The sequence below is a fragment of the Rossellomorea sp. ABR4_004 genome (assembly GCF_056159585.1).
Window position 1 is genome coordinate 265,802 of the sequence record NZ_JBSWVM010000001.1, and the last position, 12,625, is coordinate 278,426.

Here is a 12,625-nt window from a genome sequence, read left to right on the forward strand (position 1 = left end):
GCCAGTGTAATCGAACAATTTCTGCGATTGTTTCCATTATACCATACTTGACTCCAATTTAATATATGAACTCCTCAGTAAAGGTAACAAACGCACCATATGTAATGAAGGAAGAAAAAAATCCTTCATTATTTTTTCTTTCTGTTTCTGGAAGAAGGGGCCTCTACCCCACCTGATAATTCCTGGTTGGTCGTACCTTGTCCTTCCACTTGAGAAGAACCCAGCATAGCTTTTGACGGATCTTTTTTCTTCTTGCTCATATGCTTCACCTCCACTCCTACCTTGCCCAAATCCTTTACAGAATATGTATGTATCAACCACCTTTATCCTTAATGAAAAAAATGACATCTTGTGATTAGGAACAGAAATCATGGGAAGTCTAATCTATAAATTAAGGTTTAGGGTGTTGAATTCTATGTTTAGACGTAGAGAAGTGAAGAATGATATTGAAAACGGGTCCCCCCATAGCTTTGATATAGATACATTTCGTAAAGAAATACTTTCGTTGGTAAGCAATAGTGAAGATTTGGTATTTAGAATCATTACAATAGGCGAACAGGAGCTTGCAGTCGTATATTTTGATGACTTAATCAATACTACATCGATGCAGGACAGCATCATCAGGCCTCTAGAGGAATCCACTGGTGACCTGAATTATCAAATCATCCAGGATACGATTAATATTGCGAAACTTACACAGACGAATCAAATTAATGACGTTGTAGAGAACATCGTCAATGGAACGGCTTATATTTTCAAGCAAGGGGATACTCATGGGATATTAGCGGACGTTTCTGATAAGGGCACAAGAGGGTTGGAAAAAGCTGAAACAGAATCCCTTGTGTTTGGCCCTAAAATTTCTTTCACAGAATCCATTACGAAGAATTTAAATTTAATTCGTTCAAATATTAACGATCCTAAACTATGTGTTGAAACCTTTATGATTGGGTCAAGAGCGAAGAAAAAAGTTCAAATGGTTTACATAAAGGACATTGCTGAAGAAGAGAACGTAAATACGTTTAGACAGCGCATTACGGAAATTGAAGTTGATAGTATAGTGGATTCCACCGTACTTGCTCAGATGATTGAAGATAATTCATTTACATTCTTCCCGCAATTTATTACTACTGAGCTGCCTGATCGCTGTACCATCTCACTCCTGCATGGAAAGATCTGTTTACTTGTTGATCGCAGTCCTACAGCGATCATCGGACCATCTACGTTTATGAATTTCTTTGAATCGACGGAAGACATATATATGAGATGGAATATGGGGACGTTTTTAAGATTGATTCGCTTTGTGGCCATTTTTTTCTCGATCCTTTTAACACCTGCTTATGTGGCGGTCTTGACATTTCATTATGAGGTCATTCCCTCTGCTCTTCTTGTTTCTCTGGGACAGTCAAGATCTAATGTTCCCTTTCCTCCCGTGTTCGAGGCGATTTTATTGGAATTCATCATAGAGCTCCTGAGAGAGGCGGGAGCAAGATTACCAACAAAGGTTGGGCAAACCATGGGGATCGTAGGAGGTATCGTCATCGGTCAAGCCTCAGTGCAAGCTGGATTCACCAGTAACATTTTGATTATTATCATCGCAATATCCGCCTTGGGTTCGTTCACTGCTCCGAGTTATGCAATCGGTACAGCCGTGAGAATCATCCGTTTTCCCATCATCATCATGGCCGGGTTATACGGGGGTGTGGGAATCATGTTTTGCCTCTGCTTTATTCTCATTCATTTACTGAAAGTGACAACATTGGGCAGACCCTATCTATCTCCCATTTACCCATTTAGGTTTGCAGACTTCAAGTACAGTCTATTCCGCTTACCCTATCAGTATTTAGTCCAACGTCCCATCTCCAATCACCCCACAGATCAGGGCCGAATCCCTGAGAAGAAAGCAAAAGAGAAGAAAGACGTTGATGAGTAAAGGATGAAATGTATGGATATTAATGTAAAGCCAAAGGAACGGTTAATGTTTAATGCCTTTTTGATCATGTTTATCTTACACACAGCCCAAACCGGAGTAGGGATTGCAGGGCTGCCCAGGGTCATTTACATGGAGGCGAACCGGGACGCATGGATTTCAGTCCTATTGGCTGGAATTCTTGTATCTTTTGTTCTATTTATCATGGTTAAAATGCTTGAAACATACGATAGTCCCGATCTGTACGGTATTCACTTGGACATTTATGGGAAATGGTTCAGCAAAGGATTTAACATCCTGTATATTGGATATTATCTCAGTGTGACCTACGTGATCTTAATGAACTATATTGAGATGGTCCAGGCGTGGATATTCCCTAAAATGCCCACATGGCTCTTAATGGGGTTATTGATTTTTTTAATGGTTTATTGTGTGTTGGGGGGAATCCGGGTCGTGGTCGGAATTGCTTTTTTAGGACTCATCCTGGCCTTCTGGTTAGTATTTATGATCTATACTCCCATCAAATATATGGACTTCAATCACTTACAACCAGTCTTAACCTCTTCCCCAAAGGAGATTATGATGGGGATTTACAAATCAAGCTTTACTCTCATTGGCTTTGAATTAATGTTATTTGTGTACCCATACATCAAGGAAAAGAAAAAAGTATTAAAATATGGCCTGATTGGAGCAGGATATTCCACTATTCTCTTTACGGTTGTGACTGTTGTCAGTATCGGTTTCTTCTCAGAAGATGCCCTTTTAAAGACCATCTGGCCAGTCCTTTCCATGTTCAAGATATTAAGGATCCCAAACTTGGAGCGATTTGAGTTCATTGCCGTCTCTTTTTGGATGCTGGTCATCCTTCCAAACATTTGCCTCTATTTTTGGACAGCTTCAAGAGGGATGAAAAGAGTATTTAATGTATCTCAAAAAAAATCCATTTACCTCTTCGCCATCCTGCTTTGGATATTATCCCTATGCGTGCAGGATCGTCTTACGATGAATACCATCACAGACAAGGTTGGGACGTCGAGTTTTATTCTTTCATTCGTTTATCCATGCTTCTTATTCATACTCGTTAAATTGAAATACATCGCTAAGAAGGAAAAGGGTGTGGATGTATGATTAGAACCATCATGCTTCTTCTGCTTTGCCTATGTACATGTTTCTTAAGCAGCTGCGTGGAGTCAAAATATTTAGAAAAGCTGGGATTGATTACAGCGGTTGGATATGATCAGGCTGAAGACGAGAAAATAACCGGCACAATGGTCCTCTATCAGTTTAACCCAGCCATGGAGGATGTTGAAAAGGTACTTATAAGTAAGTCAAAGACGAGTAAAGGAATACGTTTGTCACAGAATTTAGAGACCGATCATAAACTTGTTTCCGGTCAGTTAAGGATTACTGTATACGGAAGGCAGCTTGCGGAAAAAGGGATTTCTCACCTGGTTGATACGTTGGAACGGGATTCTTCCATTGGGAACATGGTGTACTTAACAATTGCGGATTCGACTGCCGAGCAAATCCTGAATTATCAAATGGCGGAAAGGCCTTCAAACATGGGGACATACTTATATAATTTGGTCAGGCAAAATGTTGAATCGGAGATGCTTGTTTCTCCAACGCTACAAGAATTCATCACCGATTACGGCAGTGTCGGCAAAGATCCGATCCTGCCATTGCTAAAGGCATCAGACGGAAAGGTTGGTGTGGATGGGTTCGCATTGTTTACAAGGGATAAATTCATTAAAGAGATTAAAAAAGACAAGATCTTTTTTATTCGATCTCTTATGGAAGATTACAATGCCGGCAGTGTCGAAGTGGAACTACCATTGGAAAAGTTCAAACCTTACTTAACAAGTCCTCATCTGGGACAAGAAAAAGAAAAGGTTTATATTATGATTGATAGTATAAAATCATCTCATAAGATTAAAACAGAGAAAAAAGCAACACCCTCTTTTGAAGTGATATTGAAGATCGAATCTCGTTTACTTGAAATGTCTGAAGAAATGAAGTTGTCAGATCCGAAAGTGTTAAGATTACTTGAAGATGAGATTGGGAATTATATCGAAAAGAACATTAAAGAAATAATTTTGATGCTTCAAGAGGAAGGCACGGATCCGATTGGATTTGGCATGGAGTATAAAAGTATAAGGGGACACGAAGATTTATCGAGGGAAAAGTGGGATAAACTGTACAAAGATGCTTCATTTCATGTAAAGGTAGAGAATAAAATCATTCGAACAGGAGTGATTGATTAAACGTAAGGGTCCATCCAATAAAGATGGACCCTTTCTTATTATTGTTGAATTCGATTTGTAATTTCATTGATGACGGCCTCATCCTTAATTTCCATCGATCGGTCATTTTCAAAAATGATCAATCCGTAATAGACCTGCAGATCGTCGTCACACGCTTCGCAAAAAAACACTTCTCCTGGATCCCAAAACGCAATAGAGTGCAACTTCTTACTTTTTGACTTACGATAGCTTTTACTCAGTCGTCTCATTTCCTCAAGAAACCTTTCGATTGCTTCATCCCTGTTATGAAACATCCATTCTTGAACAATATCCTTTTCCCAGCCTTCAAAAAACCACCAAGGCTCTGCATCACTTTTTGTTGTCATGACTCTCCAAGTATTATCCAATGCTTCACCCTCCTTTTTTCCTTGTCCAAATTGTACATAAAATACGAACGAAAGAAAAATATTTAAACTATACTACTCTAAATTATTGACAAGTTCCCCCCTGTACAAGCATAGGTTTATTAGAAAAGACCTATTAGGAGCAAAGCTAAAATAAAAGGGAGGAAAAACATTTGAATTTTATTGTTTTGAAGAAAGGCTCCATCATCGCCATATTAGTTACCATTATGATCATGACTGTCGGCACAATATGGGCATTAACCTCTAAAAACTCCTACCCTACCGTTTCATTATCAGATAAAACGGGTGAGAAACAAGTCATTCAAATGGTCACAGGGGAATTCAAATCAGAAACACCTGCGGGAAAAGAAATAGAAGCATATCGATGGGATCCAGGTACGATTGTAGTTGAAAAAGATCATCCTGTGGAATTGCGCATTTATGGTGTTAACGGCATGGAACATCCGTTCTATATCGAGGGGACTGATGTTAAAGGTACTGTAAAAAAAGGGGAAGAAACCGTTGTGAATGTATCGTTTTCAAAAGAGGGAACGTATAGACTGATATGCGAGACACATGAGACTATTGATCGTAACGGTCCAATGATTGCGTATATAGTAGTTGACTAATGTATGACTTGTGGCACCTCCAACATGGAAGTTAGCACCTTGGAAATCTTGAAAAATGGGCATGGCATTATATTACGCTGCCGTGCCCATTGCATACCCAGCTGCTCCAAATACGACCCCAATGGAATAACTTGCGAAAAAATAAAACAGGCCAATTTTTCTATTTTCCTGGAAAAGTCTCAATACCTCCCAGTTTAAGGTTGAAAAGGTAGTAAATGCTCCACACACTCCGATCCCGAAAAAAAACATAACAGTCTCCTCAGCACCCCTTCCAACCAGAATTCCCAATAGTAAAGAGCCAAACCCATTAACCAACAGAGTCGCTTTCGGAAAACGAGAACTACTGAAACGCTTAACGGCATTCGCAACTATAAACCGTCCGATTGCCCCAACACTCCCCCCTAATGCGATCAACAATATGCTAACTCCCATGACCAATCACGCTCCCCTTTCTTCCAAAGACAAAACCCAACCATGCAAAAAGCATTCCACCAAAAGAAGTTATGGTCATATACAAGAAAAGCATGCCCCATTGCTTCTGCAATAAAAAGGTGATTAACTCGATACTAAGTGTCGAAAAAGTTGTAAAAGAGCCCAGAAACCCTGTTGCTATAAATAAATACGATTTTTCATATTGAGAAGACCATCGACTATAGAAATAAGCTAATAGAAAGCTTCCAAGTAGATTCGCCATTAGTGTCGCGAATGGTAACCCATTTTGAATGGTCCAGAGATAACTAATTACCCACCTGCAAAAACTTCCCAACGCTCCACCGATTCCGACTAGTAAATATTTCATTTCTGTATAACATCCCTATTTTATAAGATTATATTTTTTTATGAAACTTATTGTTCACAATTCCGTAAGTACAATTACCATCGTTTCTTTTTCCATTTAGGAGTATACTTTAACTGGAATAGAGTTAATGCTTAACAATGAATTTGATCAGTAAATTGAAGGAGCCTTCTCCATTGACATTTATCATTATACAAGACTTATTGGATTTTTACTTAAGTCCATTACATTTTAGTATCGTATTACTATTTATCATCGCTTTGATTTGGGATCACTTTCCTGGCACATTTCATCTTTACGTACGACCCTATGATAAGAAAGTTGAAGGACCACTTATCATCGCAAAGTGCGTTGCAGCTAATGAAATGATTCCTATCGGGATCAGGTTCATTACATGCATGAAATTTCAATTTTACCATACCGATAATGATGAAGAATTCCACTTCTGTTAGCTTTTAACCAGCAAGCATTTATACAGAGGAGGAATTATCATTGAGAAAAATTTCATTCATCATACTACTGGCACTATTCACTTTATCAGGGTGTCAAAGTGCAACAACTGAAGGGGCGTTCTTTCACGACTATCTTGTTAACCCATTTTCGTTTTTCATCCACGAAATAGGTACCTTCCTAGACGGGAATTTTGGTCTTGCGATCATTGTGATTACCCTTCTTATTCGTCTCATTCTTTTTCCTTTTATGCTTAAAACATATAAGAATCAACAGGAGATGAAAGGGAAAATGGCTTTAATCAAGCCTGAGATGACCCACATTCAAAAGAAGATAAAAGAAGCGAAAGATAAAGATGTACAAAAAAAACTGCAGCAAGAAATGATGATGCTTTACCAAAAACACGGAGTGAATCCTCTTAATATGGGATGTTTACCTTTGTTCATTCAAACACCCATATTGATAGGGTTATACTATGCGATTCGGTCTTCATCTGAAATCGCAAGCCACTCTTTTCTATGGTTTAATTTAGGACAGCCGGACTATATAATGGCCATTATTGCTGGGTTGGTTTATTTAGCCCAAGCCCGGGTATCTTTAATGAATATTCCTGCAGAACAGCAGGCCAAAATGAAAATAATGAGCTATCTTTCGCCCATTATGATCTTTATTTTTTCATTTAATGCGCCGGCTGCCTTACCCCTGTATTGGACAGTTGGAGGGGCATTTCTCATCTTACAAACGATGATTGGCAAGACTCTTTATCATCATCAACCCTCTTTAGCAAAACAAGAAAGTCAATGAAAAAAGGGAGCCGCAAGCTCCCTTTTTCGTTTAAAGATTATTTTTTGACAGATCCTATTCTAAAAATAGATATTCCCATAATGAATAGCAGGATCATGTATATAAAAAACGGATAAAACAGGATTTGTTGACTTAATTCATCTCCGAAAAATAATCCTGTGCTTTCGCTCGAAGCAACTGCGTTTTTATGTTTTACCGGAGATTTCCTCACAGGACTGAGATTTGTTGTAGCCACTTCTTCCTGATCTTCGTTATATAGTGTTAATACTCCCTTTCGATCCAGGCTCTCGGTGAACTCTTCATTCGTAGGTTGTGTATATTGGAAATCCTGTTTAAGCTCAAAAGAAGTATCCTCATATTGAAAGACCGTACCCTTTGGAATATGGCTTCTAGTGAAACTGTTTAATCCATAATCAAGTAGTTTTCTGGTATCTGAGTAGATAGCTCTCTTCGATTGAGCCTTCATTGTAACAATGACGAGAGAAAGATTATTATTTTCAGCAGAAGTCACAAGCGTATGTTTGGATTCATCAATGAAACCATTCTTCCCTCCGGTCACTTCCGGATAAGGAAGTTCTCCTTTCACCATTTTATGATGATTATAAAGAGTAGTCTTCCATCCCTCAGTCGACCAATCGATGGATTTCAAACTAAATAGCTCTTGGAATTGTTTATTCTTCAAAGCATAGCTAGTAATCACTGCCATATCATAAGCGGTTGTATAGTGATTCTTACCGAACAGTCCATGAGGATTTTCAAAATTCGTTTTATCTACGCCAATTTCGTTTTTTAGAAAGGCGTTTAATTTTTCTACAAATTGCTGAACGGAGCCCTCGGTGTGTTCAGCAATGGCAACCGCTGCATCATTACCGGAGTTGACCATCAACCCCTGAAGCAACTGCTCCAAAGAAACCTTTTCACCTGCTTCCAAGTAAACGGTGGAGCCTTCTGTATTACTTGCTTTCTCACTTATTACCACCTTGTCATCAAGGTTTGCATGCTCGATCGCATAAATGGCTGTAGCAATTTTTGTAATACTTGCAGGATTCATTCGTTTAGTCGAATTTTTCGAGTACAGTATACTCTTTGTTTTAGAATCTATAATGATAGCCGAATCACTAATGATGTTTTTAGGTTTTTTTACATTATTTTCTTGAGCTGATACGATAGAGGAAGAAAAGAAGAATAAAATCAGCACAACGAACCATTTTTTCATATATCCACACACCTGTCTTGTCAATGTACTAACCCATTCTATCAAAAATGGTATTTATTTAATCAGAAATCTGAGAAATGTTAAGAAATTGAAAGAATGGTGTCAAATCCTGACATCGATTTCAGTGTCTGAATAATAAAAGGGGTCTACATTTCCATTTCACCATCATTTACAATAAAATAAGAGTATGTATATGAAACCTTTTTGCACATTATATCGTATTTAACGTAAGCATCTTTAATAAGGGGTAGATGAAATGAATACATTTCTTCAATTTTTAATAAGAACAGTCATCTCATTCAGTATAGGGACCGGTAGTTTTATCGCCTACTTACTCCTATTTGACTTAGGATTTCCTCTTACATTCTTGTCCAGTCTCGGTACGGGTATCCTCCTTTTCTTCGTCGTAAAGGGACTCCAAAAGAGATGGTGGCTGAAAAAAAATGGACTTTCCTCACAGGAATTCCGATATATTAACAAGAATTTAAAAGAAGCCAAAGAAAAAGTAAAACGCCTTCAAAAACAACAATTAAGGGTAAGGTCACTTGGAGCATTTAAGCAAATCCTCGAATTGAACAGATTGAGCAGAAGAATTTATCAACTCGTAAAGAAAGAGCCGAAAAGATTCTTTTCTGCAGAATCATTTTTCTTCTACCATCTGGATTCAGTTGTTGAAATCACAGAAAAATATACGTTTCTTGCTTCACAATCCGGTAAAAACAAAGAAGCATTCTTATCACTTCAACAAACCCGGACGACACTCGATGATCTGACAGGGTCATTGGAAAATGACCTGCAAAACGTACTGGCTAATGATATGGATACACTACAGTTTGAACTTAACTTTGCCAATCAACATTTATCTCATAAAAAAGACTTAAAATAAATATCGGAGGTTTTACGATGGAGCAACGAAATGAACAATCAGAACTGGACCTGCTGCTTTCCAACCCGTTTGGAGATGAAATGCCTGCTGTAAGTGAGCAGACAAAGTCTCCCTTGCTACTCGACCGCTTACCAAAAGAACAGCAGGAAAAGGCAAAGCAATTAGCTGCTCAGATCGACTATAAAGACTATGAAGCGATATTAAAATACGGAACTGCCGCTCAGACCCAGCTTTCTACCTTCTCCCACTCCATGCTCGATCATGTACAAAAACGGGACATCGGACCAATTGGCGATGTGTTGGGAGATTTAATGAAAAAGCTCGAGCAAATGAATCCGGATGAGCTTAACACCAAGCAAAAGGGTGTTTTCAGAAAGCTTTTCCGCAAAGTTTCTTCCTCCCTGCAGGAGGTCCTTTCCAAATATCAAAAGATCGGCTCACAGATCGATCGCATTTCAGTCAGACTCGAACATTCAAAAAAGACCCTGCTTGATGATAATCGACTATTGGAAACTTTGTATGAAAAAAATAAAGACTATTTTCAAGCCCTGAATATGTACATTGCAGCAGCAGAAATTAAACGTGAAGAGATTCAACATACACTTCTTCCTACATTACGCAAGAAGGCGGAAGAAACGGATGACGAGTTAATTTACCAGGAAGTCAATGATACGATGCAGTTTCTAGATCGACTGGATAAACGAATTCATGATTTAAAGCTAAGTAGACAAATGACCATTCAGTCTGCCCCCCAAATACGCCTAATTCAAAATACGAACCAGGCACTGGCAGAAAAAATACAGGCATCAGTACTCACAGCCATTCCTCTTTGGAAGAATCAAATTGCCATAGCGCTGACTCTTCTGAATCAGCAAAAGGCTGTAGCTGCTCAGAAACAGGTTTCGCACACCACCAATGAGCTCCTTCTGAAAAATTCAGAGATGCTTAAAACAAATAGTATTGAAACGGCGAAAGAAAATGAACGTGGAATCATTGATATTGAAACGTTGAAGAAAACACAAGAAAACCTTATTTCCACCATTGAGGAAACCTTGGCCATTCAAGCAGAGGGACGACAGAAACGTCAGCAGGCAGAACAGGAAATGGTCACGATGGAAAACGACTTAAAACAAAAACTCATTGAAATCAGAAAGTAAAAGAGGAGCCCAAATGGCCCCTCTTTTGCTATTTTTCTTCATTATGAACAAGGCTATCCGTTATAGCATCATATTCCTTTTCAGCGATAGTGCTTGTGATGATATCTTCTTTTTCCAGTTTGGCAACGGCCTCATATTCTGCGTATAATGCGTGTTTTCTCAGTGTCGTAAGCTGGTCTGCTTTTATCACTGGATTTCTTTCGAATAGATCATCCAATTGAGCTTTTAACATATCAATTCTTTTTGTATACGTATCGATAAGCTCATTTGATACAGGGTCTATAATATAGAGCTTTTGTTTTACCCGATGGATTTCACTGATGGCTGTTTCATATCTGTGGAGTTGACTGAGTAATTTTTCAAATTCTGCATGTCCTTCTTCCTTTGGTTTAATCCCTAATATATTTATCAGTGGTTTAATCGTCAGCCCTTGAATGACAAGGCTGAATAAAACCACACTAAAACCAAGAATCAGGACGTCTTCTCTGCCAGGAAAGTCTCTTGGCAGACTAAGTACCAAGGCAATGGATAACGACCCTTTCAAACCTCCCCAATTCAAAATATGCTTCCATTTATGAGGGAAATTCCCAATGAGAGATAAACTTGTATAGACGGCAATACTTCGTGCCAAAAGTACTAAGACTATGGCTGCGAAAATATACGGCCATTTATCAACTAAGTCAATCCTTGTTATTTCAAGTCCTACCATTAAGAATACGAGGGAATTGGCAAGTAACGCGGCTACATCCCAAAAGCTGTTAATATTCAATTTGGTTGTAGGGCTCATACCAATTTTACCGCCATAATTTCCAAATATAAGAGCTGCAATGACGACCGCGATAACACCTGAAGCATGGACACTCTCCGCAAGAAGGAATGAACCATAAAACAAAATCACACTAAAAATGATTTCCAACGGATAGTCATCGAAGTACTTCGTTAATATGGAAAATGCATAACCGAGGGAGCTTCCAATAATGACTCCGAGGGAAACTACCCGGATGAACTCCCAAATACCACTTCCAAGTCCAGCCCAGCCTGCATCGATATAGGATAGTAAAAAGTAAGCTGAAATATTGAACAGTACCACGGCTAAACCGTCATTAAATAAGCTTTCACCTTCAATGACAACAGCCAACCTCTTCTTTACCCCTACACTTTTAAATATGGATAATACACTGACAGGGTCAGTCGCACTCATCAATGCCCCAAAAACAAAGGCTGTAGGAATCGGAAAGTCAAAGAAGTAATACGCTGTAAATCCTATTATCAAGAACGAAATGAATGTTCCACCAAAGGCCAAGGCTATGATTGGCTCCTTGTTAGCACGCAAATGGGTAAAGGGCAGCTTCAAAGCTGCTTCTCCCAAAAGCGCTGGTAAAAATAATGTGATAATGACGAAATTAAATACTTCCCCTTCTGTTATAAAATCCTTGAGGGGCTCAAGGACTGGAATATTGAATAACCCGATTAGGGCACCTACAATGACAAGAGCAATTGGATATGGCTGTTTGAATTTCTTGGCAATTGCCGTTATGCCTGCTGCGATCATCACTAAAATAAGTCCCAGTTCAAAAATATGGTGCATATCTAACTCATGCATAATCACCGTGACCTCCCTTTTTTTATACATTTTTTCCTCATCTTATTATTCATTAACCTTCCCTTCGTCATGAATACAACTCTCATTTATATGATTTTCACCATATAAAAAAGAATGACCTTCTACGATAAAGTGAGAATAATCATTCTTTTTATTATACATTTTTTTCCTATTTTTTTGAACATAACGAATTTTTCACCTACAGATTTTTAGCAAACCATGGAGAGAAATATTGTTTCTTAGAGGTTCTTTCTTGCCTCCACCCTTTTAGATTTAAGATATGATTCATTCTGTGATATTCATGAATCGCCGCATTCATATCAGAAATATTGTTCATCCTATCCATCCCCTTTCATGTTATTACTTTCAGTATATTGCAGGTAAAGGGGATCCGAATGAGATGGATGATTGATTTTGTTTCAGCCTAAGGACTGATTTGAATTCCTCCTAACCCCCACCTCCCAAAAAAGACGACTACATGTTTTCCCATGTAATCGTCTTGGTTCTTCA

Annotated in this window: 15 protein-coding genes; 8 read left to right on the forward strand and 7 right to left on the reverse strand. The window is 38.5% G+C overall.

Going from position 1 to position 12,625, the window contains the following annotated elements; genetic code table 11:
* Positions 1-128: 128 nt before the first annotated feature.
* Complete coding sequence (locus ACXAF2_RS01485; RefSeq protein WP_475137056.1) at positions 129-260, reverse strand: YuzL family protein; 132 nt, start codon at positions 258-260, stop codon at positions 129-131.
* A gap of 155 nt (positions 261-415) precedes the next feature.
* Here ACXAF2_RS01485 and ACXAF2_RS01490 point away from each other — a divergent pair, with 155 nt between their 5' ends.
* The 3 genes from ACXAF2_RS01490 to ACXAF2_RS01500 are packed head-to-tail and all read left to right on the forward strand — an operon-like array spanning position 416 to position 4,191.
* Positions 416-1,930 (forward strand): spore germination protein, encoded by a 1,515-nt coding sequence (locus ACXAF2_RS01490; RefSeq protein ID WP_475137057.1) that lies wholly within the window; start codon positions 416-418, stop codon positions 1,928-1,930.
* 12 nt (positions 1,931-1,942) lie between these two features.
* On the forward strand, positions 1,943-3,055 hold the full coding sequence (locus ACXAF2_RS01495; protein ID WP_475137058.1) for a GerAB/ArcD/ProY family transporter: 1,113 nt from the start codon (positions 1,943-1,945) through the stop codon (positions 3,053-3,055).
* The gene (locus ACXAF2_RS01500; RefSeq protein WP_475137059.1) at positions 3,052-4,191 is read left to right on the forward strand and encodes a Ger(x)C family spore germination protein; all 1,140 of its coding nucleotides are present in this window, start codon (positions 3,052-3,054) and stop codon (positions 4,189-4,191) included. The genes ACXAF2_RS01495 and ACXAF2_RS01500 overlap by 4 nt, the downstream gene beginning before the upstream one ends.
* 38 nt (positions 4,192-4,229) lie before the next feature.
* Here the strand turns inward: ACXAF2_RS01500 and ACXAF2_RS01505 are convergent, their stop codons facing one another.
* Positions 4,230-4,577 carry a DUF1033 family protein gene (locus ACXAF2_RS01505; RefSeq protein ID WP_475137060.1) on the reverse strand — a complete coding sequence of 116 codons (348 nt, stop codon included), beginning with the start codon at positions 4,575-4,577 and terminating at the stop codon, positions 4,230-4,232.
* Positions 4,578-4,747: 170 nt separating this feature from the next.
* Here ACXAF2_RS01505 and ACXAF2_RS01510 point away from each other — a divergent pair, with 170 nt between their 5' ends.
* The gene (locus ACXAF2_RS01510) at positions 4,748-5,203 is read left to right on the forward strand and encodes a cupredoxin domain-containing protein (RefSeq protein WP_475137061.1); all 456 of its coding nucleotides are present in this window, start codon (positions 4,748-4,750) and stop codon (positions 5,201-5,203) included.
* A 72-nt stretch (positions 5,204-5,275) separates the two neighbouring features.
* On the opposite strand, the gene ACXAF2_RS01515 is transcribed toward ACXAF2_RS01510, so the two are convergent.
* Both ACXAF2_RS01515 and ACXAF2_RS01520 read right to left on the reverse strand, forming a co-directional pair.
* Positions 5,276-5,620: a fluoride efflux transporter FluC gene (locus ACXAF2_RS01515; RefSeq protein ID WP_475137062.1), complete on the reverse strand. Its 345-nt coding sequence runs from the start codon at positions 5,618-5,620 to the stop codon at positions 5,276-5,278.
* Between the two features lie 4 nt (positions 5,621-5,624).
* On the reverse strand, positions 5,625-6,002 hold the full coding sequence (locus tag ACXAF2_RS01520; protein WP_475137063.1) for a fluoride efflux transporter FluC: 378 nt from the start codon (positions 6,000-6,002) through the stop codon (positions 5,625-5,627).
* Between the two features lie 173 nt (positions 6,003-6,175).
* Between ACXAF2_RS01520 and ACXAF2_RS01525 the strand changes: the two genes are divergently transcribed.
* Both ACXAF2_RS01525 and yidC read left to right on the forward strand, forming a co-directional pair.
* Positions 6,176-6,451 carry a hypothetical protein gene (locus tag ACXAF2_RS01525; protein ID WP_475137064.1) on the forward strand — a complete coding sequence of 92 codons (276 nt, stop codon included), beginning with the start codon at positions 6,176-6,178 and terminating at the stop codon, positions 6,449-6,451.
* A 40-nt stretch (positions 6,452-6,491) separates the two neighbouring features.
* A complete protein-coding gene (yidC, locus tag ACXAF2_RS01530) occupies positions 6,492-7,253 on the forward strand; it encodes a membrane protein insertase YidC (protein WP_475137065.1) in 762 nt (253 codons plus the stop codon).
* Positions 7,254-7,290: 37 nt separating this feature from the next.
* Here yidC and ACXAF2_RS01535 read toward each other — a convergent pair whose 3' ends face one another.
* Positions 7,291-8,469 (reverse strand): D-alanyl-D-alanine carboxypeptidase family protein, encoded by a 1,179-nt coding sequence (locus ACXAF2_RS01535; protein WP_475137066.1) that lies wholly within the window; start codon positions 8,467-8,469, stop codon positions 7,291-7,293.
* Positions 8,470-8,725: 256 nt separating this feature from the next.
* Here ACXAF2_RS01535 and ACXAF2_RS01540 point away from each other — a divergent pair, with 256 nt between their 5' ends.
* Both ACXAF2_RS01540 and ACXAF2_RS01545 read left to right on the forward strand, forming a co-directional pair.
* Positions 8,726-9,355 carry a 5-bromo-4-chloroindolyl phosphate hydrolysis family protein gene (locus ACXAF2_RS01540; protein WP_475137067.1) on the forward strand — a complete coding sequence of 210 codons (630 nt, stop codon included), beginning with the start codon at positions 8,726-8,728 and terminating at the stop codon, positions 9,353-9,355.
* A gap of 17 nt (positions 9,356-9,372) precedes the next feature.
* Positions 9,373-10,512 carry a toxic anion resistance protein gene (locus tag ACXAF2_RS01545; protein WP_475137068.1) on the forward strand — a complete coding sequence of 380 codons (1,140 nt, stop codon included), beginning with the start codon at positions 9,373-9,375 and terminating at the stop codon, positions 10,510-10,512.
* A gap of 28 nt (positions 10,513-10,540) precedes the next feature.
* Here the strand turns inward: ACXAF2_RS01545 and ACXAF2_RS01550 are convergent, their stop codons facing one another.
* Both ACXAF2_RS01550 and ACXAF2_RS01555 read right to left on the reverse strand, forming a co-directional pair.
* Positions 10,541-12,115: a cation:proton antiporter gene (locus ACXAF2_RS01550; protein ID WP_475137069.1), complete on the reverse strand. Its 1,575-nt coding sequence runs from the start codon at positions 12,113-12,115 to the stop codon at positions 10,541-10,543.
* A 199-nt stretch (positions 12,116-12,314) separates the two neighbouring features.
* The gene (locus tag ACXAF2_RS01555) at positions 12,315-12,452 is read right to left on the reverse strand and encodes a hypothetical protein (RefSeq protein ID WP_475137070.1); all 138 of its coding nucleotides are present in this window, start codon (positions 12,450-12,452) and stop codon (positions 12,315-12,317) included.
* Between the last annotated feature and the right edge of the window lie 173 nt (positions 12,453-12,625).